This window comes from Hymenobacter sp. BT559 (assembly GCF_016427535.1).
GTDB lineage: Bacteria > Bacteroidota > Bacteroidia > Cytophagales > Hymenobacteraceae > Hymenobacter.
On record NZ_JAELXV010000007.1, the window covers coordinates 142,729 to 165,710 of the forward strand.

23 protein-coding genes are annotated in these 22,982 nt (G+C 61.5%); 12 read left to right on the forward strand and 11 right to left on the reverse strand.

Annotation, left to right across the window (positions count from 1 at the left end):
* The first annotated feature begins 15 nt into the window (after positions 1-15).
* From mnmC2 to JAO77_RS20565, 4 genes are all read left to right on the forward strand, one after another.
* The gene (gene mnmC2, locus JAO77_RS20550; protein ID WP_198992315.1) at positions 16-759 is read left to right on the forward strand and encodes a tRNA (5-methylaminomethyl-2-thiouridine)(34)-methyltransferase MnmC2; all 744 of its coding nucleotides are present in this window, start codon (positions 16-18) and stop codon (positions 757-759) included.
* A 132-nt stretch (positions 760-891) separates the two neighbouring features.
* The gene (locus JAO77_RS20555; RefSeq protein ID WP_198992316.1) at positions 892-1,203 is read left to right on the forward strand and encodes a hypothetical protein; all 312 of its coding nucleotides are present in this window, start codon (positions 892-894) and stop codon (positions 1,201-1,203) included.
* Positions 1,193-2,461: a DUF2157 domain-containing protein gene (locus JAO77_RS20560; protein WP_198992317.1), complete on the forward strand. Its 1,269-nt coding sequence runs from the start codon at positions 1,193-1,195 to the stop codon at positions 2,459-2,461. The genes JAO77_RS20555 and JAO77_RS20560 overlap by 11 nt, the downstream gene beginning before the upstream one ends.
* Positions 2,461-3,003, forward strand: a complete 543-nt coding sequence (locus JAO77_RS20565) for a GDYXXLXY domain-containing protein (RefSeq protein ID WP_198992318.1) — start codon at positions 2,461-2,463, stop codon at positions 3,001-3,003. The genes JAO77_RS20560 and JAO77_RS20565 overlap by 1 nt, the downstream gene beginning before the upstream one ends.
* Here JAO77_RS20565 and JAO77_RS20570 read toward each other — a convergent pair.
* The 4 genes from JAO77_RS20570 to galK form a co-directional block, all read right to left on the reverse strand.
* A complete protein-coding gene (locus tag JAO77_RS20570; protein WP_198992319.1) occupies positions 2,987-3,451 on the reverse strand; it encodes a biopolymer transporter ExbD in 465 nt (154 codons plus the stop codon). The genes JAO77_RS20565 and JAO77_RS20570 overlap by 17 nt on opposite strands.
* A 147-nt stretch (positions 3,452-3,598) precedes the next feature.
* Positions 3,599-4,126, reverse strand: coding sequence for an ExbD/TolR family protein (locus tag JAO77_RS20575; RefSeq protein WP_198992320.1), 528 nt, complete (start codon positions 4,124-4,126; stop codon positions 3,599-3,601).
* A 91-nt stretch (positions 4,127-4,217) separates the two neighbouring features.
* The gene (locus JAO77_RS20580) at positions 4,218-4,814 is read right to left on the reverse strand and encodes a 5-formyltetrahydrofolate cyclo-ligase (protein ID WP_198992321.1); all 597 of its coding nucleotides are present in this window, start codon (positions 4,812-4,814) and stop codon (positions 4,218-4,220) included.
* Positions 4,815-5,978 carry a galactokinase gene (galK, locus tag JAO77_RS20585; protein ID WP_198992322.1) on the reverse strand — a complete coding sequence of 388 codons (1,164 nt, stop codon included), beginning with the start codon at positions 5,976-5,978 and terminating at the stop codon, positions 4,815-4,817.
* Positions 5,979-6,146: 168 nt separating this feature from the next.
* Here galK and JAO77_RS20590 point away from each other — a divergent pair, with 168 nt between their 5' ends.
* The gene (locus JAO77_RS20590) at positions 6,147-6,335 is read left to right on the forward strand and encodes a hypothetical protein (protein ID WP_198992323.1); all 189 of its coding nucleotides are present in this window, start codon (positions 6,147-6,149) and stop codon (positions 6,333-6,335) included.
* A 77-nt stretch (positions 6,336-6,412) separates the two neighbouring features.
* On the opposite strand, the gene JAO77_RS20595 is transcribed toward JAO77_RS20590, so the two are convergent.
* The 5 genes from JAO77_RS20595 to JAO77_RS20615 all read right to left on the reverse strand — a co-directional run bounded on the left by JAO77_RS20595 (position 6,413) and on the right by JAO77_RS20615 (position 10,787).
* Positions 6,413-7,069, reverse strand: a complete 657-nt coding sequence (locus tag JAO77_RS20595) for a sterol desaturase family protein (protein WP_198992324.1) — start codon at positions 7,067-7,069, stop codon at positions 6,413-6,415.
* A gap of 60 nt (positions 7,070-7,129) precedes the next feature.
* Entirely contained in the window at positions 7,130-7,675 is a 546-nt protein-coding gene (locus tag JAO77_RS20600; protein ID WP_198992325.1) for a shikimate kinase, read from the reverse strand.
* Between the two features lie 80 nt (positions 7,676-7,755).
* Positions 7,756-8,817: an ABC transporter permease gene (locus JAO77_RS20605; RefSeq protein ID WP_198992326.1), complete on the reverse strand. Its 1,062-nt coding sequence runs from the start codon at positions 8,815-8,817 to the stop codon at positions 7,756-7,758.
* 160 nt (positions 8,818-8,977) lie between these two features.
* Positions 8,978-10,093: a BT_3928 family protein gene (locus JAO77_RS20610; protein ID WP_198992327.1), complete on the reverse strand. Its 1,116-nt coding sequence runs from the start codon at positions 10,091-10,093 to the stop codon at positions 8,978-8,980.
* A gap of 139 nt (positions 10,094-10,232) precedes the next feature.
* Positions 10,233-10,787, reverse strand: a complete 555-nt coding sequence (locus tag JAO77_RS20615; protein ID WP_370550317.1) for a DUF1599 domain-containing protein — start codon at positions 10,785-10,787, stop codon at positions 10,233-10,235.
* A gap of 181 nt (positions 10,788-10,968) precedes the next feature.
* On the opposite strand from JAO77_RS20615, the gene folP reads away from it, so the two are divergent.
* The 5 genes from folP to JAO77_RS20640 all read left to right on the forward strand — a co-directional run bounded on the left by folP (position 10,969) and on the right by JAO77_RS20640 (position 18,725).
* The gene (gene folP, locus JAO77_RS20620; protein WP_198992328.1) at positions 10,969-11,847 is read left to right on the forward strand and encodes a dihydropteroate synthase; all 879 of its coding nucleotides are present in this window, start codon (positions 10,969-10,971) and stop codon (positions 11,845-11,847) included.
* Positions 11,848-11,917: 70 nt separating this feature from the next.
* A complete protein-coding gene (gene cdaA, locus JAO77_RS20625; RefSeq protein ID WP_198992329.1) occupies positions 11,918-12,730 on the forward strand; it encodes a diadenylate cyclase CdaA in 813 nt (270 codons plus the stop codon).
* A gap of 151 nt (positions 12,731-12,881) precedes the next feature.
* A complete protein-coding gene (locus JAO77_RS20630) occupies positions 12,882-14,894 on the forward strand; it encodes an FAD-dependent oxidoreductase (protein ID WP_198992330.1) in 2,013 nt (670 codons plus the stop codon).
* Positions 14,895-15,152: 258 nt separating this feature from the next.
* On the forward strand, positions 15,153-18,140 hold the full coding sequence (locus JAO77_RS20635) for a PAS domain-containing hybrid sensor histidine kinase/response regulator (protein ID WP_198992331.1): 2,988 nt from the start codon (positions 15,153-15,155) through the stop codon (positions 18,138-18,140).
* A 153-nt stretch (positions 18,141-18,293) separates the two neighbouring features.
* A complete protein-coding gene (locus JAO77_RS20640; protein ID WP_198992332.1) occupies positions 18,294-18,725 on the forward strand; it encodes a hypothetical protein in 432 nt (143 codons plus the stop codon).
* A 116-nt stretch (positions 18,726-18,841) separates the two neighbouring features.
* Here JAO77_RS20640 and JAO77_RS20645 read toward each other — a convergent pair whose 3' ends face one another.
* A complete protein-coding gene (locus JAO77_RS20645; protein WP_198992333.1) occupies positions 18,842-20,287 on the reverse strand; it encodes an aldehyde dehydrogenase family protein in 1,446 nt (481 codons plus the stop codon).
* Between the two features lie 237 nt (positions 20,288-20,524).
* Here JAO77_RS20645 and JAO77_RS20650 point away from each other — a divergent pair, with 237 nt between their 5' ends.
* Both JAO77_RS20650 and JAO77_RS20655 read left to right on the forward strand, forming a co-directional pair.
* Positions 20,525-21,664: a phosphatase PAP2 family protein gene (locus JAO77_RS20650; RefSeq protein ID WP_198992334.1), complete on the forward strand. Its 1,140-nt coding sequence runs from the start codon at positions 20,525-20,527 to the stop codon at positions 21,662-21,664.
* A gap of 82 nt (positions 21,665-21,746) precedes the next feature.
* A complete protein-coding gene (locus JAO77_RS20655; RefSeq protein ID WP_198992335.1) occupies positions 21,747-22,115 on the forward strand; it encodes a hypothetical protein in 369 nt (122 codons plus the stop codon).
* Between the two features lie 94 nt (positions 22,116-22,209).
* Here the strand turns inward: JAO77_RS20655 and JAO77_RS20660 are convergent, their stop codons facing one another.
* A complete protein-coding gene (locus JAO77_RS20660; RefSeq protein WP_198992336.1) occupies positions 22,210-22,866 on the reverse strand; it encodes a hypothetical protein in 657 nt (218 codons plus the stop codon).
* Between the last annotated feature and the right edge of the window lie 116 nt (positions 22,867-22,982).

A 22,982-nucleotide genomic window follows, 5' to 3' on the forward strand; every position in this document is an offset into this window, starting at 1 on the left:
ATTTTTTAAGTAGCAATGAGCAGTGAGCAATTAGCAGAGGGCGTAGCGCAGTCAGACGATGCCTCAAAAATAGAGGTACGCACCACGGCCGATGGTTCGCCAACGCTCTACGTGCCGGCGCTCAACGAGCACTACCACTCGCACCACGGCGCGGCCCAAGAGTCGCGCCACGTCTTCATCGCGGCGGGCTTGCAGCCACTGCTCGATGCGGGATTGGGGCAGCCAGATGAGGGACCAGTACGCATTCTAGAGATAGGATTGGGCACCGGACTTAATGCATTGCTAACGGTAGAAGCAGCAGTGGAAGCCCAAGCCATCATTGACTATGATGGTTACGAAACCAATCCTTTACCACCTGCCGTAGTAGCTGCGCTAGCGCCGCAGTGGGACAATAATAGTTTCCTTAGAGCGGCCTTTGAACAGTTACACGCGTCCTCTTGGGGATGGAATGAGTCATTCCAGTTTGACGAGGTTAGGCGTATGACCAAAATTCAGCAGCCCATTCAGAATGCTGATTTACCCGCTAATAGGTACAACCTCATTTACTTCGACGCCTTCGCGCCCGAAAAGCAACCCGAACTGTGGACCGAAGATGTCTTTGCGAAGCTCTACGCGGCGGCCGCACCCGGCGCGGTGCTGGTAAGCTACTGCGCTCAGGGCCAATTCCGGCGCAATCTGCGGGCGGCGGGCTGGCTCACCGAGAAGCTACCCGGCCCACCCGGCAAGCGCGAAATGACGCGGGCGCGGAAAGCCAGCTGAGGTAACCAAGTATCGCGATTTTTGATTTTAAGCGAAAAGAACTACCTTCAGCGCTCAGGCTGCGTTAAATAAGGATTATTGCCCTCGCGCGGCAGCCGGCGCCGAGCGCTCACCCCCTTATTTCTTGCCGCTATGACCTCCGATTCAGTTGAAATTTATTGCCCCTGCTGTCACTGGGAGCCCGATGGCCGGGCGCACTGGCAGTGCACCTGCGGCTACGTCTGGAACAGCTTCGAGACAGCCGCCGTATGCCCCAAGTGCCAGTACCGCTGGAAAATATCGCAGTGCCCGGCCGCGGCTGGCGGTTGCGGAGCCGTATCGCCGCATGTAGATTGGTACCACGGGCTTGATAGCTTAGTGGAGGAGCTTGTCGAAGAAACCGAGCACGCCGAAGCCGCCGCACACGCGCACGTTGCCGTAAGTTGCGCGGCAAATGAGTCGTAAATTCCTCGAAACTGAAAGCCCAGCCTGGGTAGCCGACGGCCTCATCACGGCCGAGCAGCAGCAGCGCCTGCTGGCCCGCTACCCGCCCGATGCGGTGCAGGCCGTGGGTTTGCTGCCGCTCCTAGGTAGCATTTTGCTGCTGCTGAGCGCCCTTAGCGTGGTGGCCGCCAACTGGCAGAGTCTGCCTACGCAGGTGCGCCTAGGGCTGCTACTGGCCACGCTGGCCGCCACTTACGCGGGCGGCGAGTACTTTCTGAAGCGCGGCAATAGGCGCGTGGGCCACGGGCTCATTGGGTTGGGTCTGGTGGTATTTGGGGTTAGCATCATTCTCACCAGCCAGCTCTACCAGTTGGTAGGCTACGACGTGAGCGGCCTGCTGGCCTGGGTAGTAGTGGGCGTGCTGCTGAGCTACATCTATGAAAGCCAGACCCTAGTGCTATTGCCCATCGTCATCGGGGCGGCGGTGCAAACGTATTGCACGCAGGCGCTGGGCTTGTTTAGCTACGCTACCATGGGGCTGGTGGCGCTGGGCAGCGGCTACCGCTGGTGGCGGCGGCCCGATACTATCGTGGCCTCAGTGCTGGCGGTGGGGCTGCTGTGGCAGGCGGCGCTGTGGGTGGCGCTGAGCCACGCCAAAATCACTTGGTTCTTCATTCCGGCCATGCTCGTGTACGCGGCCGGCGACTGGCACCGCGAGCGCCCAGCCAGCCGCGCCCTGCAAGGGCCGCCGCTGGTGGCAGCTTACTTGTTTGCGCTAGGGCTGGCGCTGTTTGGCGAAACCGACCAATACGCGGGGCTGCTGCGCCCGCCGGTGCTAGCCTACCTAGGGGCGCTGGCGGCGGTGTTTGGGCTGTCGGTGGCGGGCAAGCGCCAGCGCGGCCGGCTGGCCTCGCTACCCGACTGGCTCCTGCTGCTGCCGGGCTTCTACCTGCCGGGCGGGCTGCCGCTGGCCATTGCCACGCTGGTGGTGCTGTACGCGCACGCCGGCTCGGTGCTGGCCCGCGCCCACCGCTCGGGCGAGGCCGAGCAGCTCACCCTAGGTACCGTGCTGTTTGTGGTGGCAACCATGGTGGCTTACTTCAAGCTCACTTGGGCGTTTCTCGACAAGTCGCTGTTCTTCCTGATTGGGGGGGTGCTGCTGCTGAGCATGAGCTGGTACCTGCGCCGCCGCAATGCCCAGCGCCTCGCCGCTGGCGTGGCCATCGGGGCGGCGAGCCCCACGCCGCCACCCACTTCCGACCAACGCCCCACCGCCTAATGCCCACTAGCTCTACTCCCTCCCACCGCATGCTGGTGCGGCTGCTGGTGGCGGCCCAGCTACTTTACGTGCTGGGCGTGGCCGGTGCCGGCTACGCCACCACGGCCTACGGCCAGCATATTGCGCTGGCTACCAGTCCCGTCGATTTGCACAGCTTGCAGTACGAGAGCTTTGTGCGCCTGCGCTACACCGTTGGCGAGGCGCCGCTCACGGCTTGGCGCGGCCCTACCCCACCCCAGCGCCGCCAGAGCGTATATGTGCTCCTCAACGCTGGTGCCGATAGCCTAGCCACCGTAGCCGGCATCTACGATGCGGCCCCGCGCCCCGCCGCGGGCCAGGCCGTGCTGCGCGGCTGGGTCACCGATGTGTTTCCTCGCACCCTAGGGCTGCGCTACAACCTAGAGCGATACTACGTGCCCGGTGACAGCCCCCTGCGCCTCGGCAAAACCAGCCCGGCCGTGCGCGTGCAGGTCAGTATCGCGCCCTGGGGCCAGGCCCGCATCGAGTCGGTGCGGCTGCTGCGGCCTACTGCCGCCCGTTAAGGTGGAGCAGCTGGCGGTCGGCATCCGTGGGCGTAACAATCTTGTACGCTCGCTGGCCGGCGATATTCATCTCGTCTAAGATGTTGGCCAGCGCCTTGTAGTTGTTATCTGCGACAGGCTTGATAAAAATGGTAGCCTTGCTGTGCTGCTGCCACGCCTTAATGGCCTGCCGAATAGGTTGGGCCGGAGTAGCCGCGTGCAGGCTATCGGCAGCCGTAGGGGTAGCTTCGCCAAAGTAGTAATACAGCTGGTTGCCATTGCCCAGCAAGATGGTGAGCGCCTCGGCCGGTGAGCCCACTGGCTCTTTAGCCGCCGGGGCGGACATCGACAGCTGCAATACCCGCGGCTTGCTGATGGTATGAATCACCAAAAACAACGATGGCAAAAGCGCAACGACGGCAACCAGAGCTAGCAGCCCTACCCGCCACTTTATTTTAGAAGATGCCATAAGACGGGGCAGCTAACCTGAAGTCGATACAAGTTTTATAAGGGCAGCAATATCAATTCATTTTGTTTGCTCGCCAACAGGCAGCATCACTGTGCTTGCTACAAGGCTAGCCCATCCTTCATTATCAGTCAGTGAAGAACGGCGCTCCTACTGCTTTTTGTTAGCCTCTAGCAGTTGGCGGTCGGCGTCGCCTAGGTCGGTGAGGGCGTATTTCTGCTGGTCGGTGATGTTCATTTCATCCAGAATATCCACCATATCGCGATAGGTAGCCTGCGGGCCGGGCTTGATGAGCACAACCGGCTTAGGCTGCTGACTTTGCCGCGCCAGCAATGCCTGGCGAATGCCCCGCGGCCCAAAGTTGGTGGTCTGGAGCGTGGGCACCGGCACGGTGGGGTCGGCGGGCGCATACAAGCCAAAGTAGTAGTGCAGCTGGTGATTTTTACCAAGCACAATGGTCATAGCCTGCTTGTTGGCTACCAGGGCGGGCTGTTTTTTATCGGGCACCGGCATGGTCAGCTGCATCACCCGCGGCTTGGCGAAGGTGGTGGTGAGCATGAAAAAGGTCAGTAGCAGGAAAGCCAGGTCTACCATCGGCGTCATGTCGAGGTGAAAGCTGTGCTTGCGGGCACGCGGCTTTTTACCGGCCTTGGGAGTGGGTTGCTGAATGGCAGCCATAGCGAAAAAAGTAGGAGGTGACCGGCTGCACCCGCGCTGCCACCAAGCAGCGCTACCACAGGCAGCAGCCTACCTTCCCGATGCTTTTCGCTCAAAAATTCCACACCCCGCCCGGCGTAATGCAGGCGTGCAACGGTACGTCGGTGGGCAGCACATCGGCTATTTCCGCCAGCGGCTCATCGTCTAACAAGCTGAGCCCGATGAACAAAGCATCAGGACGGCATTCGGCCAAAAACCGGTCGTAGAAACCGCCGCCATAGCCCACACGGTGGCCGCGCTGGTCGCAGGCCAGCAGCGGCACCAGCACGGCATCGAGCTGCACGGGCTGCACTTCGGTACCTAGGGCGGCCGCTGGCTCAGGAATGCCCCAGCGGCTGGTGATGAGTGGCGTACTGGGCGTCAGTTCATAGTGCCATAAGGATATGCCATCGGGCTGCACCACGGGCGCGGCCAGCCGCAAGCCCGTTTCCTCGGCCCACACCCGCTGAATTATCGGCCAAGTATCAGGTTCATTCTTAGCCAGCAAAGGCAAAAAAACGTGCAACCAGCGCCACTGGCCCACCGGAAACTGCGCAAAAAAGCCCGCGCACAGCTGGGCGCTGCGGCGGGCTACTTCGGCGGCGGATAGCGCCCTGCGCTGCGCTAGGGCGGCGCGGCGCAGGGCGGCTTTGGTAGTCGCCGGGGCCACCTAGGCGACAATTTCGCCCACGCCGTCGGCCAGGGTGGTCACGTAGGTTTCCAGCTCCAGGCCCAGGCGGTCTTGGTAGCCTTTGGTCATGAAAGCCACGAAGTTGTCGACCTCGGCCGAGTCTACCAGGTTGATGGTGCAGCCGCCGAAGCCGCCGCCCATCATGCGGGCGCCGTAGGCGCCGGGGGCCTCGTGGGCCAGCTCTACCAGCACGTCCAGTTCGGGGCAGCTCACCTCGTAGTCGTCGCGCAGGCCGTTGTGGCTGGCGTAAATGAGCTCGCCTATCTCGTGCAGGGCGCGGCCCGACTCTAGGTCTTTGGTCACCTTCTCAACGCGAGCATTCTCCTCGACTACGTAGCGGCAGCGGCGCGCAATCACCTCGCCCATCTCGTCTTTAGAAGCCTCAATGTCGGCCAGCGTGGCGTAGCGCAACGACTTGATTTCTGGATTCTTCTCCATCATGATGCGCACACCCTCAGCGCACTCCTCGCGGCGGGTATTGTACTCGCTGTCGGCCAGCGCGTGCTTCACGCCTGAGTTGCAAAGCACCAGGCGGCACGCCTCCGTATCGAGCGGGAAGTAGGCGTACTCCAAAGAGCGGCAGTCGAGCCGCACCACGTGCCCGGCGCGGCCAAAGAGGCTGGCAAATTGGTCCATGAGCCCGCACTGCACCAGGGCGTACTCGTGCTCGGCCTGCTGCGCAATGAGGGCCAGCGCCATCGTATCGTGCCCTAGGTCCAGCATTTTGTTCAGGCCCCAGGCAATGCCGCACTCCACGGCGGCCGACGACGACAGGCCCGCGCCCGACGGAATATCGCCGCCAAAGGCGCAGTCGAAGCCCGGTATCTGGGCGCCGCGCTGCACTAGGCCCGCCACCACGCCGAGCTGGTAGTTAGCCCAGTGGCCCTGCTCTAGCGGCTTGATGTCGGCCACGGCCACCTCGTAGCTTTTATCAAAGTCCAGTGCCCGCAGCCGAATTTTATCGGTGCCATTGAGGCGCAGCGCAAAGCTGACGGCCTGCGTAATGGCGCCCGGCAGCACCAGCCCCTGGTTGTAGTCGGTGTGCTCGCCGATGAGGTTGAGGCGGCCGGGAGCGCGGACCAACAGCGTGGGCGCGGCGTCAAAATGCTGAGTAAAAGCTTGGGTGAGGGCAGAGGCAGTCATGCAAAAATCGGCTAAGCGAAGGAGGAAAAAAGGGCGGCCGTGGCCAACGCACCAGCGGCTGCCGGGGCGAAGGTAGCGCCCAACCTTTTGCCTCCGGAAAGAGTAAGCCTGCCTAGTACCGGGGCTACTGCCGTGGCGCCCGTCTTCCTTACCCTCTGCCTTCTCTCCATGACTACTTCTCGGTTATCTCTACTCTTCGTGCTGGCTACGCTGGCCACCACGCTCACGGGCTGCGAGCTCGCAGGCGACCTCGTTAAAGGCGGCATCTGGATTGGTGTCATCGGCGTGTTTGTAGTCGTTGCCATCATCTTCTGGCTTGTGACTAAGCTCGGCGGCGGCAAAAACCCAGGCGCCTAGGCTGCATTACTGCTTACCCATAAAAAAAGGCGCGGCCCCTACCTAGGGGCCGCGCCTTTTGTGCTAGTGTCAGTGCGCTACGAGTTGCGCTTGGTAGGCATGGTGCCAATAATGTGGTCCCATAGCGTGCTGCTCACGCCGAAAGCCACTTCATCTTGGCGGTAGTGGTGCTGGGCGTGGTGCGTCCACCATACTTTCAAGAAGTTTTTCGGCGGCGCGTACACGTGGATGGCGTAGTGCACAAACAGGTACATGGCGTAGCCAAACGTGAAGCCGGCTAGGATACCAAATGCCCAGTTGCCGAACACAAACCGGAAAATAAAGAACAGCAGCGAGGCCACAAACACCGTCAGAATGGGCGGCATGGCCAAGCGGGTTTCGTCTTTGGGATACTCGTGGTGCACACCGTGCATGGTGTACTGAAACTTGGCGCGCCCCGGCGTAGTGGCCGGAATGTGGTACACGTAGCGATGCACCAGGTATTCGACGAGGGAGAACAGCAGTAGGCCACCCAAAAACAGCCCCAGCCCACCTAGGCCCGCCACGAAGCCGTGCGTGATGCCATAATACAAACTCACCAGTGCCGTGGCAATAAATATGCTGACCGGCAAGGCAATGTGCGTGTGCGAAAGCCGCTCTAGCACCGGGTTTTTGAATAGCTGTGCCGAGCCTTTGTGCTTGGGCCGAACCGGTGCGGCAGCCGACTTAGCGGGCTGCTTTGTGACTGTGTCCATCTCCATACGAAAGCTGATAAAATTCAGGAATTAAACGGCAAATTTACGACAGACCACAGTTTAAGTTAAGTCTGGGCGAAAGTCCGCCTTAGCCAGCGCCGCCACGATGGCGGGTGCCGTAGCAGCGCCCGCAAGCCGCAGGTGCGCCTGGCTATAGAACTGCTGGCGGGCGGCTAGGGTTCGGCTGAGCTGCTCAAAAAGTGCAGTTTCGGGCGATTCATGGGCCGCGGTGCCCGCCAAAAGTGGGCGCGAGCTACTGCCGCGCACCAAGCGCCGCACCAGCTCGGGCAGCGGCACATCGAGCCACAGCAGGAAGCCCGTAGCGCGCAGCACGCCTAGGTTATCGTGAAAGCAGGGCGTGCCGCCGCCCGTGGCCAGCACCAGCGGCGGGCCGGTGCGGGCGGCTACGGCGCGCAGAGCGTCGGCTTCGCGCTGCCGAAAGCCCGCCTCCCCTTCGGCCGCAAAAATTTCGGGTATCGTGCGCCCGGCCTGGGCAACAATGTCCACGTCCAAGTCCCGAAATTCGCGCTTGTAGTGCGCGGCTAAGCGGCGGCCAATGGTGGTTTTGCCCGAGCCCGGCAGGCCGATGAGGTATAGGTTATTCAATGAGCAATGAATAGTGAGCAATTGACAGTGAGCAATGATTAGACCATGCGTGCAGTCTGCTCATTGCTCACTGTTAATTGCTAATTGATTTTCACCCTAGGGTCGAGCAGGGCGTAGAGCATATCTACGGCGATGTTGACCAGCACAAAAATGGCGGCCACAAATAGCGTGGCCCCCATCACGACCGGGAAATCCAGGTTTTCGACGGCCCGCAGCGTCACGGTGCCCAGGCCCTTCCAGTTGAAGATATATTCGATAAAGAAGGCGCCCGCCATTAGCGAGGCCAGCCAGCCTGACACAGCCGTCACCACGGGGTTGAGAGCATTGCGCAGAGCGTGGCGCCACACGGTGCTGCCGCCACTCAGGCCCTTGGCGCGGGCCGTGCGGATGTAGTCTTGGCTCAGCACATCGAGCATGGAGGAGCGCGTGAGCTGCATGATGATGGCTAGCGGCCGCACCCCTAGGGCCACAGCGGGCAGCAAGAGGTTGCGCAGCACCAAGTGGCTTTCGCCCGTGAAGGGGTCGGTTTCGTAGAGCTGTCCGGTCAGGCTCAGGCCCGTCCAGTGGCTCCAGTAAAAGCCAAACGTGACCGCAATGAGGATGGCCGCCACAAACGAGGGCACCGAAATACCCAGCACCGAGGTAGTTACCAGCGCCCTATCGAGCCACGACTGCGGCCGCAGGGCCGCCGCTACTCCTAGGGCCACGCCGCCCACCGCCGCCAGCAGCATGGCCGCCAGCGCCAACCACAGCGTGCCCGGAAAGTAGCTGAGCAGCAGCGTCAGCACGTCTTGGTTGCTTTGAAAGGAGCGGCGCAGGTAAGGCCATTTCAACACCACCGCGCGCTGGCCGCCTACCGGCAGCAGCGCCACGCCGCCGTAGCGCGCTACCCCCGCCGAGTCGCGCGGGTGCACACCCAGCGGCGAGGCATCGTTGAGGTAGCCGAGCAGGCGGCTGGGCAGCGGCTCATCGAGCCCTAGGTCGGCCCGGATGGCGGCCTGCGTGCCTACATCGGAGCGCTGGCCCGCTAGTAGGGCGGCGGGGTCGCCGGGCAGCACATTAAACAGAAAAAACACCACCGTAGCCACGCCCACCAGCACGAGCAAGCCCTGACCTAGGCGGCGAAGTAGAAAAGAAAGCATGTAATAGTGCTTAGTTATTAGTGCTTAGTGCCTAATCGTTAGTGCTTAGTTATTAGTGCTTAGTGCCTAATCGTTAGTGCTTAGTTGCCGGCGCTTAATGCGCACTATTCTTTTAGCCTAAATTACTAAACACTAGCAACCAAGCATTAAGCACTACTTATCACAGCGTCTTCTCAATCTCGAATAGCGCCGGAATGTCGTGGTAGTGGTACTTGGCCCGTACAATGCCGTTGTGGAGCACGATGAGGCCGGGGTTGGCCCGAATCATGGTTTTGAGCACCGTGGCGTCGGCGAAGTAGTAGGGCGTGGCTAGGTTCACCTCGTGGCGGAAGGCATCGAACTTGCCCGCGCCGGTGCTGGTAATGGTCATCACACCGATGGTTTTGCGCGACTTGGCCGCCGCGGCAAATAGCTCGTTGATTTGCTCAAACCGCTCGCGGTCGGCTTTATTGGTGTTCTGCACCACCAGCACCAGCTTGTTGCCGGTTAGCATAAGCTGGGTGGCGTCGTTGCCGTCGGTGTCGGTCAGGCTCAGGTCCGTGATGACGGGGCGCGACTCCTCGGGGTTGAGGATGGTCATGGACTTGTACTTCCACGTCGAGTCGGTCGGAAACTCGTCGAACTCTTTGGTTTCGGTGCCCCGCGTGAAGGTATAGCGGTACTTGGCCGGCGCGGCGGGCTTCATCAGCTGGCCGATGTTGTTGCCCACTTTATAAGGCAGAAAATCGAAATACGGCAGGTGCCCCAGCGCCCGCACCCCAATGCCAATGGCCAGGGCACTGGCGAAGGTCATGGTCATGAGCCCCGCCGTGCCCTGCACAAAGCGATGGCGCAAAAACCGCTGCCCCACAAACACGATTACCCACAGCACCAGTAGCAGCAAGTCCTTGATAAACGAGGTCCAGGGCGTGAGCTTGATGAAGTCGCCAAAGCAGCCACAGTCCGTCACCTTATTGAAGGCCGCCGAGTAGAAAGTCAGGAAGCCGAAGAACACCAGCAGCGCCAGCAAGATATAGAGCGTGCGGCGCAGGTACCAGCGCAGCAGCAGCGCCACCCCCAAAATGACTTCGAGCGAGCTGAGCGCGATGCTCAGGAAGCGGCTCTTGTCCTTGAACCACTCAAACACCGCACCTAGGCTGGGCAGGTCAATGGCAAAAACCTCGAAGTACTCTTCCAGCTTGATGGCCGTGCCCACGGGGTCGTTGAGCTTGACCAGGCCAGAGAAGATAAAGACGATGCCAAGCAGCGCCCAGCAAATGCGGGTGAAGAGGCGCATGAAAGTTTTTAAGTTTAAGATACTAGGAGAATAACGCCTGTGCGAGCAGGAACGGCGGAGCGCCCTTTACGCACGCTTGGGTTAAAAGAGCCAACACAAAGGAAAGGTTGCTTGGCCGTTCTGCCTCGCAAGGTGGGCCCTAGGCCTGCTTCGCTACCCCCTCGCGCAAGATGAGCGCAAACACGGCGTAGTTCAGCATGTCGCGGTAGCCGCCTTCCACACCCTCACTCACGCGGGCCACACCGCCTAGGTCTTCGAGCTGCTTGATGCGGTGCAGCTTCATCAGGATGAGGTCGGTGATACTCGACACCCGCATTTGGCGCCAGGCTTCGCCGTAGTCGTGGTTTTTGGCCAGCAGCAGGTCGCGGTTGCGGGCGTTTTCCTCGTCGTAGCTGGTGGCTACTTGGTCGGCAGGCAGGTCAAGCGGCGCATCGGCGGGCAGGCGCAGCTGCATCAGGGCAATGAGGCAGTAGTTGATGATGGCCACAAACTCGCCGTCTACATCGTCGGCTATCATCTGCTGGCCCACCTCCTGAATGGTGCGAATGCGGTTGGCCTTAATAAAAATCTGGTCCGTGACGGAGGGCAGGCGCAAGATGCGCCAGGCCGTACCGTAGTCGTGGGTTTTGGCCAGAAACAGCTCGCGGCACCGGGCCAGAATAAGGTCGTAGTGGTTAGCAGTAGTCAAGGGAATGCAGGAGTAGCTAAGAATGGGCTGGCAAGGCGCGCCGGAAGGGTTTTCGCGGCCTTGAGCGAGTACCTCCGTGGCTTCGGCTAGTGTTAGAATCAGGCGGCGCGTGGGGAGTACTCGGCAAGAAAGCCCCGGCAAGTTCGCCCCTAAAAGCGGATATTTGACCTGCCGCACCCCGCCGCCCATGCCCAGCCCCACCCTGTTTCCTAGCTTCACCCACACCCTGCGCAGCCCCCACGGCCGCCTACTCGACCTGCGCCAGCCGCAGATAATGGGCATTCTCAACCTCACGCCCGATTCGTTTTACCCCGGCTCGCGCCTCAGCCCTAGCGACGAAACCGCTCTGCTGCACCGCGCCGAAGCTATGCTAACCGCCGGCGCGGCGGCCCTCGATGTGGGCGGCTACAGCTCGCGCCCCGGTGCCGACGACATCACGCCCGCCGAGGAGCTGCGCCGCCTGCTGCCCGCCATCGAGGCGCTGCGTCGCGAGTTTCCGGCCGCGTTTATTTCGGTCGATACCTTCCGGGCTGCCGTAGCCGCTGAGGCCGTAGCCGCCGGCGCCGACCTAGTCAATGACATCGGCGGCGGCACCCTCGATGATGATATGTTTGCCACTGTGGCGCGCCTAGGGGTGCCCTACTGCCTCATGCACCTGCGCGGCAACCCCCAAACCATGCGCACCCTCACGCACTATGACGAGGACTTGGTGCTGACCATCCTACGCTTTTTCCGGGACCAACTCGCGCGCCTGCGTCAGGCCAACGGCGGCCACCCGCCCGCCGATGTGCTACTCGACCCCGGCTTTGGCTTTGCCAAAAACGCGCCCCAAAACTTCGAGCTGCTGCGCCGCTTGCCCGAGCTGGCGCCCCTAGGGCACGGCCTGCTGGTGGGCCTCTCGCGCAAGGCTATGGTGCACAAGTTCTTAAACCTAAGCCCCGACGCAGCCCTCAATGGCACCACCGCCCTGCACGCCTGGGCCCTACGGGGCGGCGCCCGCCTGCTGCGCGTGCACGACGTGCCCGAAGTCCGGCAAGTGGTGCGGCTACATGAGATGGTAGGATGAGGGATTATTGGGGTGAGCACCCCGACCCCAAGACCAACACCTACCAATCTACTTACTTTCTATCCTAGCAATGGACCTCCCTTATCCCTTTCGATTTCTGCACGTTGGCTTAGTTGATTTGGCCGATGTACTGCTCGTTACGGTGCTGCTCTACCAGCTCTATAAGCTGCTACGCGGCTCGGTGGCGCTCAATGTAGCGCTCGGGGGCCTCAGCGTGTACCTGGTGTATCTGCTGGTAAATGTGCTGGGGCTAGGGCTACTGTCGTCCATTCTGGGCGAGGTCATGGATGTGGGTGTGCTGGCTAGCGTCATCTTGTTTCAGCAGGAAATCCGGCGATTTCTAGTGAATGTGGGCAAGGTGGCCCTGGAGGGCGGCGGCCCCCTAGGCTGGTGGCGCCGCGAAACCAGCTCCGACACGCGCCTGCCGCTGGCGCCCTTTGTAGAGGCCGCCAAAACCCTGGCTACCCAAGAAACCGGCGCGCTCATCTGCTTTGCCCGCGCCTCCGACCTCAGCGCCTACGCCGAATCGGGCGACCTGCTCGACGCTGAGGTAAGCAAGCGCCTGCTACTAGCTATTTTTCAGAAAACCAGCCCCTTGCACGACGGCGCCGTCATCATTGCGCAGGGCCGGCTGCGGGCGGCGCGCTGCATCTTGCCCGTGAGCCAAAACCCCGAGGTGCCCGCCGCCCTAGGCCTGCGCCACCGGGCTGCCCTGGGCCTCACCGAGGCTACCGACGCTATTGTGCTGGTAGTGAGCGAAGAAACTGGCCAGGTAAGCCTGGTGCGCCAGGGTGAAATCTACCGCAACCTGACGCCCGTGGAAGTAAAGAGCCGCCTGGGCGAGTGGCTGCACCCCGGCGGCCTGGCCGCCACCGCCACCTAGGGCATGAGGGAATTAAAATGAAGAATTAAAAATTAAGCTATCGGATTTTTAATTCTTCATTCTGCTAGTAGCAATGGGCTAAACTACTCGGCACGCCTACTACTTTGGCAGCTGCGCCGTACCTTTTGGGTTGTTTAAAAGCGTCCCAAATATGTTTACGCTCACGCCTGCTCGTCAAGCTACCCTCAGCGCCGTTGCCGACGCGTTTATCCCGGCCAGCGCGGGGCCGCCCGCGCTGCCGCCCGGCTCGGCGCTGCTTGATTTTGAGCAGGCTACGCAAGCCATTCGGGCGCAGCCCCTAGGTACCCAGGAAGAGTTTGGCAAGCTGCTCGACCTGCTCGACAAGCCCCTGCTGGGTCTGAGCTGGCTGGGCCCGCTGCGGCCGTTCGGGCAGCTCGCGCCAGCGCAGCGCGAGCAGGTGCTGCTAAGCTGGGCCGGCTCGCGGCTGCCCACGCTGCGCAAGGGGTTTCAAGCGCTGCGCAAGCTCTGCATGTTCTTGTACTACGGCAGCAGTCCGGCCGATGGCCGCCCCCACCCGGCCTGGGCGGCGCTGGGCTACCCCGGCCCAGCCCTACCACCGGGGCAGGATGGCTCGCCAGTGGCCGCAGCCCGGCGCCTCCCAACCCTAGCGCCGCTCGCCGACACTACCTACGACTGCGAGGTGCTGGTCATTGGCTCGGGAGCGGGGGGCGGCGTGGTGGCCGGTGAGCTGGCCCAGGCCGGCCACGACGTGCTGGTGCTGGAGAAAGGCCCGTACCTCGACGGCGCCGACTTCACGCAGCGCGAGGCCGACATGCTGAACCGGCTCTACGAAGCGCGCGGCGCCCTCAGCACCCAAGATGGCGGCATCAGCCTGCTGGCGGGTGCGTGCCTGGGTGGTGGCACCACCGTCAACTGGGCCGGGGCCTTCCGCACGCCCGACTACATCCTGGAAGAATGGGCCCGCGAGCACGCCGCGCCGCACTTCATGTCGGCCGCCTTCCAAGCCAGCCTCGATGCCGTGAGCCAGGCCCTAAGCATCAACACCGACTACGCGCGCCACAACGGCCAGAACCAAGCCCTGCGCGACGGTTCGGCTCAGTTGGGGCAAGCCACACACCTAATTCCGCGCAACGAAAAAGGACTCACCGACTCCGATGCGCATTTTCAGAACCTAGGGTTTTCTTCCCTAGGCGATGCGCAGGGCATCAAGCAAGGCACCCTGAATACTTACCTGCGCACGGCCGTAGCGCACGGCGCGCGCCTTTTGCCCGGCACGCAGGCCGTGCGCGTAACCACCGCCGCTGGTCGGGCCACCGGTGCCGAAGCCGTGCATACCACCGCTGCGGGCCAGCGGGTGCGCATTGTGGTGCGGGCGCGGGTAGTGGTGGTAGCCGGGGGTGCCGTGCACACGCCAGCCCTGCTGCTGCGCAGCGGGCTGCGCCACCCGCACCTAGGGCAGCATTTGCACTTGCACCCCACCGTGGTAGTGGCGGCGCACTACCCGCACGCCATGCACTCGTGGCACGGCCCCAGCATGAGCATTGTCAACGACACCTACACCCGGCTGCACGGCACCAACTTTGGGGTGAAGCTCGAAACCCCGCCCACGCACCCCGGCCTGCTGGCGATGGTGTTGCCCTGGCGCGGCGGCCAGGCGCACCGCCAGCTTTTGCAGGGTGCCGACCACCTAGGGTCGTTTATCGTGCTCACCCGCGACCGCGACGGCGGCCGTGTGCGCATCGACAAGCACGGCGCGCCCCTGCTCGACTATACCTTGTCGGACTTCGACCGCGCCAACCTGCTGGTGGGTATGCGGGCGGCGGCCGACATCCACGTGGCCGCCGGGGCGCACACTGTGCACCTGCCCCACGGCACCCTGCCCACGCTGCGCGCCACTACCGGCGTGCCCCACAACCCCGAGGTACTGGCCCAATTGCCGCAGCTCGGTTGGCGGCCCAATCAATTTGGCCTCTACAGCGCCCACCAAATGAGTAGCTGCCGCCTAGGGGGCCAAGCGGCCACCCACCCCCTGCGCCCCACTGGCGAAACCGTGGAAGTACGCGGCCTTTTTGTGGCCGATGGCTCGGCTTTCCCAGCCTGTAGCGGGGCCAACCCCATGCTCACCATTATGGCACTGGCGCACTATTTAGCGCAGGATTTAAAAAATAATTTACCCTTTTGAGGCGCTTGCCAGCCTTTTTCTGGGTCTGGCACCTAGGTGCGCCAGCGGCACCCAGGCGTGCGCGCCTAGGTGCCATTGCTTCACTGCCAGCCAGTAAGCTATGGGGTTGCTTCAGAGTACAACTAACCATAGCTTTTATTATCAAATATTTTTCCTTTAAAGTGCAAATTATAATATTTTCAAATGCAAGAAAACTAGCCTCTTAACTTTATATCTGTTACTTATATTTGCTATTCGCAGGCCTCTATTTATTATTTTATGTCAATTGATTCTGGTACTATTATTACTATTTCTCCTCTACCCAACTTGCCCGATGAAGAGCATGCTCGACAAGCCTCTGCTGAGTTGCAAGTAACCGAGCTTCAGCAAGCTCTGGCGCAGGCGCAGGCCCAAATTGCTTTTCAGAATAATCGCTACCGGGCGCTGCTCGAGCAGCTGCCGCCCGGCTCGAGGGCGCCGCACGCCAGCGGCCAGGTGCTGTGCTACCCCATGTACAGCCCCGAGGCAGCGGGCCCGCCCAGTACGCCGCCTGGGCCGCCCTTGGCCACCAACCCTGCGCACATGCCGCTGCTTGCGCGCCTGCTCGAGCAAAACCCCAACCCTGTGCTGCTGCTGACAGCCACCGGCGAAACCCGCTACGCCAACGCCGCCGCCCAGGCCCTAGGCCCAGCCCTGCGGCACGAGTCGCAGCCCAATGGCTACCTACTGCCGCTGGTGCGCAAGGCCCTGCGCACGGGCACCGCGCAGCAGCAGGAAATAGCCTTGGCCGACCGCTGGTATCTACTGCAGGCCACGCCCGGCCCCGGCGAAACCTGCGCTACGCTCTACCTAACCGATTGCACCTCGGTGTATAGCGCCGAGCAGCGCCTAGCCGAGCAACGCGAATTTTACGAGACCATCCTGCACGAGCTGCCCATAGATGTGGCCGCTCTTGATGCTGAGCATCGCTACCGCTTTGCCAATGCCAGCGAGGTGAGCGACCCAGTAGTGCGCGAGTGGATAATCGGCAAAACCAACCAAGCAGCCTGCACCCACCGCCAGCTGCCCGAGGAGCTGGCCGCCGAGCGCGACCGCCGCTTTGACCTGGCCGTGCAGCAGCGCAGCGAGGTGCAGTGGGAAGAGCTGCTACTGACGCCCACGGGCCCCCAGCGCATGCTGCGCCAGTTGCGGCCGGTGTATGGCCCCGGCGGCGAGCTGCGCCTGCTCATCAGCATGGGCCTCAACGTGACCGAGCGCTACCAAGCCGAGAAGCAGCTGGTAGAGCAGCGCGCCTTCTACGAATTTATCTTCAACCAGCTGCACTGCGACATTGGCATTTTTGACGCTCAGTTCCGCTACCTATTTGTGAATGAGCGCGGTATTTCGGACCCCGAAATACGTGAGTGGGTAATTGGGCGCGACAACTTTGAGTACTTTGCCCGCACTGGCCGGCCCCGCAGCATGGCCGAGGAGCGCCACGCCCGCTTCGAGCAGGCCGTGCGCGAGCGCCAGCTCGTGACCTACGCCGAGAGCTTTACCCGGCCCGAGGGCACGCGCCACCTGATGCGGTTTTTGCAGCCGGTGTTCCACGCCGATGGCTCGCTGTATTTGCTCCTAGGTTACGGGCACGACATCACGGAGCAGGTGCTGGCCGAGCAGGCCCTCACGCAGGCCAAGCTCGTGGCCGAAGAGTCGGTGCGCGTGAAGGAAGCTTTCCTGGCCAACATGAGCCACGAAATCCGCACGCCCATGAACGCCATCTTGGGCATGAGCCAGCTGCTGGCCAAGACGCCGCTCAGCCCCATGCAGCTCAACTACCAGCAGGCCATTGCCACCTCGGCCGACAACCTCCTGGTTATCATCAACGACGTGCTAGACTTGTCGAAGCTCGAAATGGGCAAGCTGGCGCTCGAAACCATTGGCTTCGCCCCCACCGAGCTGCTTGCTCAAATTGAGCAGACCCTGCACTTTAAGGCGGCCGAAAAAGGCCTGAGCCTCGTGATGGAACTGGGGGCGCAGGTGCCGCCCGTGCTCCTCGGCGACCCTTACCGCATTCGGCAGGTGCTGCTCAACCTGGCCGGCAACGCTATTAAATTCACCGAAAAAGGCAACGTTACCATCTCGTGCGTGCTGCAGGCGGCCGACTTCAATGGGCCGCACGGCATGGTGGCGGTCGAGTTTCGGGTGTCGGACACGGGCATCGGCATCGAGCCGGAGTACCTAGAAACGATTTTCCACGAGTTTAGCCAGGCCGACTCGTCCGTGTCGCGCAAGTTTGGCGGCACCGGCCTAGGGCTCAGCATTTGCCGCAATTTGGTGCAGCTGATGGGCAGCGAGATAAAGGTGGCCAGCCGCAAGCACAAAGGCACTACCACGCGCTTTGCGCTACGCCTGCCCGTGGGCGCTACCCACGACCTGCCGCAGCCCGAGCACCCCACCGCCGAGGCTACCGTATTGCGCGAGCACCTGTGTAATAAGCGCGTGCTGCTGGTAGAGGACAATCTCTTTAACCGCCAGATTGCGAAGTCGTTCCTGGCCCAGGCCGATGTGCAGGTAACTGAGGCCGAGCACGGCAGCCGCGCCGTGGAGTTGGTGCGTCGCCAGGATTTCGACCTCATTCTGATGGACGTGCAGATGCCTATAATGGACGGTTACGCCGCTACCGCTGTGCTGCGCCAGCAGCTGGGCGTCACCACGCCTATCATCGCCCTCACGGCCAACGCCATCAATGGCGAGCGCGAAAAATGCCTGGCCGCTGGCATGAACGGCTACCTCGCCAAACCCTTCCAGGAGGCGCAGCTGCTGCAAGTGCTCAGCGACTGGCTACTACCCGCCGAGTATGCCGGCTCGGTGGCGCTGCCCAAGCTAGCCAACCCTGAGCGCCTGGCTGCCAACACCACGAGTCTCTACTGCATCAACGACTTGCTGCAGGCCGGGCAGGGCGACCCTGAGTTTGTGGTATTCATGCTGCACACCTTCTTGGAGAGCTGCCACGAGGCCTTGCAAGAGCTGCACCAGGGCCTGCGCGAAGCCAACCTCACATTGCTCAAGGGCACGGCCCACATGCTCAAGCCTAGCCTGCAGCACCTCAATGCTTGGCAGGCCCTGCCGCCTGTGGAGAAACTCAACAAATGGGACGGCGAGTTTCAGCCCGAGCCCCTGCAAGGCCTTGTAAAATCGGTGGAAGGCCTCCTAGGTGAGGTAATGGCCCAAATAAACCTCGACCTGAAAGAAGAGCGGGTGCTGACCAGAACCATTGCCGCCTAAGCTCAGTCGTTAGTGCGTAGTACCTGGAGCTTAGTTGTTAGTGCCTGGTGAAAATTTCGTAGCAGCACCCAACTAAGCACCAGGTACTACGCAAAAAGCCGGCGCGCCACGCGCCGGCTTTTTGCGTAGTAGGGTTTTTCACCTCGCTCTTCCATGCTTACACCTCGTCTATTCGGCCAGTTTAGCTACGCGGCCCTGCTCCTGTTTACCAGCAGCTGCGCCCTTTTTCACCGCCACCGCGATGATGCACCGGCCCCGCCACCCGTAGTGGTCGAAACCGTGCGCACCCCCGACTCGCCCACCCCGCCCAAAGCCGCCCGTGACCTTGCCGATGCCATGACCACCGTGCTGCGCCTGCCCGCCGACAAAACGGGTCCGCTGCGTCAGATTCTAAATGGCACCGTGGAGCAGGCCAACGCCGCCCGCCAGCAGTACGCCGCCCAGTCGCCTCAGCTCAACGCCGAGCTTCAGCGCATCAATGCTAAGTCAGCCAGCCAGCTACGGACCCTCCTAGGCCCCACCAAATACAAAGAGCTGCAAACCAAGCAAGCCCAGATTCAGGCCGAGATGCAGCAGCGGCAGTAAAGGATTACGGCTCTTTTAGCGAGAGGCAGCCAAATAGGTAGCAGCGGGCTTTCATAATGTCTGATACCCGCTGCCACCAGCGTAATTCCATTCGTTCTTGTTTACTCTGCTTACTGCTACAAATACTTCAGCAGCCAGCCTATCAGGCGCTTCACTCCCGAGTTGTAAGGTGGGTACATGGTTTTGATACCGGTGCGGCCTATGCGCTGCTGCAGCACCGACTTCTCGTTGCTGAATGCCAAGAAGCCAGCGTGGCCGTGCGCCTTGCCCAGGCCCGAGTTGCCGACGCCGCCGAAGGGTAGCTCGGGGTGCGCCAGCTGGATGATGGTTTCGTTGACCGCCGCGCCACCCGCCGTGATGTTATCTAGCAGGTAGCGGCGATTCTCCTTACTGGTCGTGAACACGTATTGCGCCAACGGCTTCAAGCGAGCGTTGACGTAAGCGGCTATATCGGGCAGTGTAGCGAAGGCGATGACGGGCAGGACAGGTCCAAAAATCTCTTCTTCCAGCACGGCCGCGCCCGCGGGCACATCGGTGAGGATGGTGGGCTCGATGTAGCACTGCTGCTCATCAACGCCGCCCCCCGTGGCCACGGTAGCGCCACGCATTTCGGCATCTTCGAGCAAGCGGGCCACACGGGCGTAGTGGTGCTCGTTTACGATGCGGGCATAAGACTTGGACTGCTTTACGCCTTCGCCTTCGGCATTATAGTACCTAACAATGGCCGCCTTCATCTCGGCCACCAGGCCGGCCTGGGCGCTGGCCTGCACCAGTACGTAGTCGGGCGCCACGCAGGTTTGGCCAGCGTTGAGAAACTTGCCCCACACTATTTTCTCGGCGGCGTCGCGTAGGTTGGCGGTGTCGTCTACGATGGCCGGGCTTTTGCCGCCCAGTTCTAGCGTCACGCTGCTGAGGTGCTCGGCCGCGGCGCGCATTACTATCTTACCTATCTGGGGCGAGCCGGTGAAGAAAATATGGTCCCAGGGCAGGCGCAGCAGTTCGGTGGCTACTTCTTTGCCGCCTTCGGCCACCCACACTTCATTGGCGGGAAACAAGTCTTGGCACAACCGGCGCAGCAGCGCCGAGGTAGCCGGCGTTTGCTCGGCGGGCTTGATAACCACAGCGTTGCCGGCCGCAATGGCCGATATCAGCGGGTCGATGGCCAGGTAAAAGGGGTAGTTCCAGGGCGCGATGATGAGCACCACGCCCTTGGGCTCGACCTGCACCCAGCTTTTGGTGCCCATCAGGGCCAGCGGGGTGCCCACGCGGCGCGGCGCCAGCCAGCGCCCTAGGTGGCGGCTGGTGTGCTTGAGCTCGACCAGCGAGGCCCAGATTTCGGTTACGTCGGTTTCGGCGGGCGGCTTGCGAAAATCCTGGTACAACGCCTGCTGAATATCAGCACGGTGCGCCGTGAGCCAATCGGCTAGCCGCTGCAGGCGCTGGCGGCGGGCAGTGGCAGCTTCGCGGCGCAGGGCTGGGGCCTGTGCCCGCAGCGCGTCGAACTGGGCTTGAAAGCGATTGGGAGCGCCGGCGAGCGCAGTAGCAAGGGGGTCAGCAGTCATCTTCACAGCGCTTCCTAACGGCGAAGCCTCAACACTAGTTGCCTGTATTACTGCCTACTACATCTGGTTTTCATCTTTGCAAATGCGCCAGGATATTATGCCTAAGTTATCTTTGCCAAAATATTATACGGCCGAGTCCGTCACTGTTCCGGCCCGAAGCAACGTGCGGGTGAGTAGTTATTTAGTTTAAAAGTTTTGGTAAAGTTTACGTTTTCCTGCCACCCGGGCCGGTGGCTATTGGGAGTTTTTTGGGCGCTGGCTGTGTCGGCCAGCGCCACGCCTAGGTCGGCAGTAGCGTACCCCGCCGATTCGAGCCAGGTAGCCGCCGCCGATACCACCAGCCGCCTCGCGGCCGACCTGGCTGCCCCCGCCGACTCGGGCAAGCTGAAAGTAAAAGTGAAGCCGGGGCACCGCCCCTGGCGCACCGACTACACGGTGGCGCCTGGCGTCACGTACCACTACGAGCGGCCGGGGCAGCTGCGCTGGCTGCTGCACATTCCGCGCGACCTAGTGCAGTTTCCGGGCACTTACTTTAAGCGCGACAACGTACCGGCGTTTGTGGCCATTGCCCTGGGCTCGGCAGCGCTGTATGCTTTCGATGACCAAATTATTCGCGGGTCTCAGCGCTTTGGCCGCTACATCGGCCTCGACAATGCCGATGTCAAGCGCAACCTGTTTTACATCCCCGTGCGCCTGGGCAGCACCAAAGTACCGATAGAGATGCAGGTGCCCGATAACCTCAACACCACGTTTTATTTTCTTGGTGATGGCTGGACGCACCTTAGTATTGCCACCTCCTTTTTGGCCTATGGGATAATTAAGAAAGATAACCGCGCTTCGCAAACGGCCTCGCAGCTCGGCGAAGCCATCCTGAGCACGGGCTTGGTGGTGCAGGCACTCAAGCGCACGACTGGCCGCCAAAGTCCCTTCCGCGCCACCCAGGACCGGGGCCGCTGGTTTTTCCTGCCGTCCTACAACACGTACCAAAATAATGTATCGAACTACGATGCCTTCCCGACCGGGCACCTCGCCACGGCCATGGCTACGGTCACGGTTATCGCCGAGAACTACCCTGAGTACAAGTTCATTCGCCCGGTAGGCTACAGCCTCATGGGCGTGCTCGGCTACGCCATGCTCAACAACGGCGTGCACTGGGCCAGCGACTACCCCCTAGGTATTGCCCTGGGCTATGGCTTCGCCAAGATAGCCGTGCGCAACGGCCGCACCCGCGTGCCCGAGCCCACCGCCCCTAGCCTAGAGGGCGGCACGGGCTGGCAAGCACCTAAGCACCCCCGCCCCTGGTACCGGCAGCCGCAGCTTAGTCCCTACAGCCTAGGGCCCTTTCAGGGCCTGAGTGTCAGCTGGATGCCTAGGTAACTTTGCGATTTTGGGTAGTGGTGCAACCATTGGCAGCCCGGCGGGCATCTAGAAGTACCTTCTAGCTTGCCTTTCTGGGCTTATGAAAACTGCTACATTATCCTTTCTCCTAGGTGCGCTGCTGCTTGGCGCCGGCAGCTGCACCAAAGATGCTGACCCTGAACTACTCTGCGCGCCTACCAGCAGCTATGCCAAGCCGGTAACTGACCTGGAAGGAGTTATCAGACTCGACCAAACGCTGCAGCAATACGTGGTTTGGCGGGCCATTCCTGGCACCTATGACTCGGTAGACGTTGGCGTGGTATGCGGCGACCTGCCCACCCACCTAAAAGCAGCCGACACTAAGGTGCGCTTCAGCGGCATTTACCGCGGCTATGGGCGGTCGGCCCCTACCTCGCCAGCCGGCACCACCTATTACTACTTAGAAATAAGCAACATAGCGAAGCTCTGAATTAGTATTAGCGCCGTGCCTTTTGCCAAAAAAAGAGCCCTAGGTTGACCTAGGGCTCTTTTTTTGGCAAAGCGTTAATTGCCCAGCGAGTGGCTTAGAACAAGCCTTTCTTCACCGTGCGGTTGCCGTCTTCGTCAATTTTGATTTTAGTGCCGTCGGCGCGCTTGATTTTTACCGAGCCATCGTCACTGCGCTTGATTTTGGCGCCGTTGTTATACTTCACTTTGTGGTCGTCGTCGTCGTTTTCCAGCTTCTTGATGCCCGAGCCCTGGCCCACGCGGGCACCTAGGCTGGGCTTGGCAGTGGTAGTCGTCGTCACTACTGTGGCCGTGTACGGGCCCTCATAGTAAGTACCTTGGCTAGCCGTGTAGGTTTTATACTGCGCCGGGTCCACGATGCTTTTTACCTCGCTGGTGGTTTGGTCATTCACGGCCTTGAGGGCAGCGTAGCGGCCAGTAGTATCGGTAGCGTAGCGCGTGTCGAGGTCGCGCAGGGCGCGGCCGCGGGTGTAGTACGCATTCTGGAGGCGGGTTTTGATGGCCGCGTCAGAGGCTTTCAGGTCGGCGGCTACCTGGTTGGCCAGTGCATCGGCCGAGGTGCGGTAGGCAACCGTGTCGATGGTCGTGGTGGTGGTAGTTTGTTCGCCACCGGGCACGGCCGTGGTTTCGGTAGTCTCAGTGGTCTTTTCCTGCGAGCAAGAGGCAGTGGCGAAGGCCGCAGCGGCGGCCAGCAGAAGGTGTTTAGTAGTCATCGGGAAAGAATAGCTAGTAAAAAAAAGCGCGGCACTAGGCCACAGCGCCTGATACGAAGCGCTACGAACGAAGTTGCCAGCCCGCTATTAACGGATTGGCAACCAATATTCTTAGC

Excerpts from the sequence above, each read along its gene's own strand:
- mnmC2 (WP_198992315.1), top strand. The coding sequence starts at position 16 with ATGAGCAGTGAGCAATTAGCAGAGGGCGTAGCGCAGTCAGACGATGCC.
- JAO77_RS20555 (WP_198992316.1), top strand. The coding sequence starts at position 892 with ATGACCTCCGATTCAGTTGAAATTTATTGCCCCTGCTGTCACTGGGAG.
- JAO77_RS20560 (WP_198992317.1), top strand. The coding sequence starts at position 1,193 with ATGAGTCGTAAATTCCTCGAAACTGAAAGCCCAGCCTGGGTAGCCGAC.
- JAO77_RS20565 (WP_198992318.1), top strand. The coding sequence starts at position 2,461 with ATGCCCACTAGCTCTACTCCCTCCCACCGCATGCTGGTGCGGCTGCTG.
- JAO77_RS20570 (WP_198992319.1), bottom strand. The coding sequence starts at position 3,451 with ATGGCATCTTCTAAAATAAAGTGGCGGGTAGGGCTGCTAGCTCTGGTT.
- JAO77_RS20575 (WP_198992320.1), bottom strand. The coding sequence starts at position 4,126 with ATGGCTGCCATTCAGCAACCCACTCCCAAGGCCGGTAAAAAGCCGCGT.
- galK (WP_198992322.1), bottom strand. The coding sequence starts at position 5,978 with ATGACTGCCTCTGCCCTCACCCAAGCTTTTACTCAGCATTTTGACGCC.
- JAO77_RS20590 (WP_198992323.1), top strand. The coding sequence starts at position 6,147 with ATGACTACTTCTCGGTTATCTCTACTCTTCGTGCTGGCTACGCTGGCC.
- JAO77_RS20595 (WP_198992324.1), bottom strand. The coding sequence starts at position 7,069 with ATGGACACAGTCACAAAGCAGCCCGCTAAGTCGGCTGCCGCACCGGTT.
- JAO77_RS20605 (WP_198992326.1), bottom strand. The coding sequence starts at position 8,817 with ATGCTTTCTTTTCTACTTCGCCGCCTAGGTCAGGGCTTGCTCGTGCTG.
- JAO77_RS20610 (WP_198992327.1), bottom strand. The coding sequence starts at position 10,093 with ATGCGCCTCTTCACCCGCATTTGCTGGGCGCTGCTTGGCATCGTCTTT.
- folP (WP_198992328.1), top strand. The coding sequence starts at position 10,969 with ATGCCCAGCCCCACCCTGTTTCCTAGCTTCACCCACACCCTGCGCAGC.
- cdaA (WP_198992329.1), top strand. The coding sequence starts at position 11,918 with ATGGACCTCCCTTATCCCTTTCGATTTCTGCACGTTGGCTTAGTTGAT.
- JAO77_RS20630 (WP_198992330.1), top strand. The coding sequence starts at position 12,882 with ATGTTTACGCTCACGCCTGCTCGTCAAGCTACCCTCAGCGCCGTTGCC.
- JAO77_RS20635 (WP_198992331.1), top strand. The coding sequence starts at position 15,153 with ATGTCAATTGATTCTGGTACTATTATTACTATTTCTCCTCTACCCAAC.
- JAO77_RS20640 (WP_198992332.1), top strand. The coding sequence starts at position 18,294 with ATGCTTACACCTCGTCTATTCGGCCAGTTTAGCTACGCGGCCCTGCTC.
- JAO77_RS20645 (WP_198992333.1), bottom strand. The coding sequence starts at position 20,287 with ATGACTGCTGACCCCCTTGCTACTGCGCTCGCCGGCGCTCCCAATCGC.
- JAO77_RS20655 (WP_198992335.1), top strand. The coding sequence starts at position 21,747 with ATGAAAACTGCTACATTATCCTTTCTCCTAGGTGCGCTGCTGCTTGGC.
- JAO77_RS20660 (WP_198992336.1), bottom strand. The coding sequence starts at position 22,866 with ATGACTACTAAACACCTTCTGCTGGCCGCCGCTGCGGCCTTCGCCACT.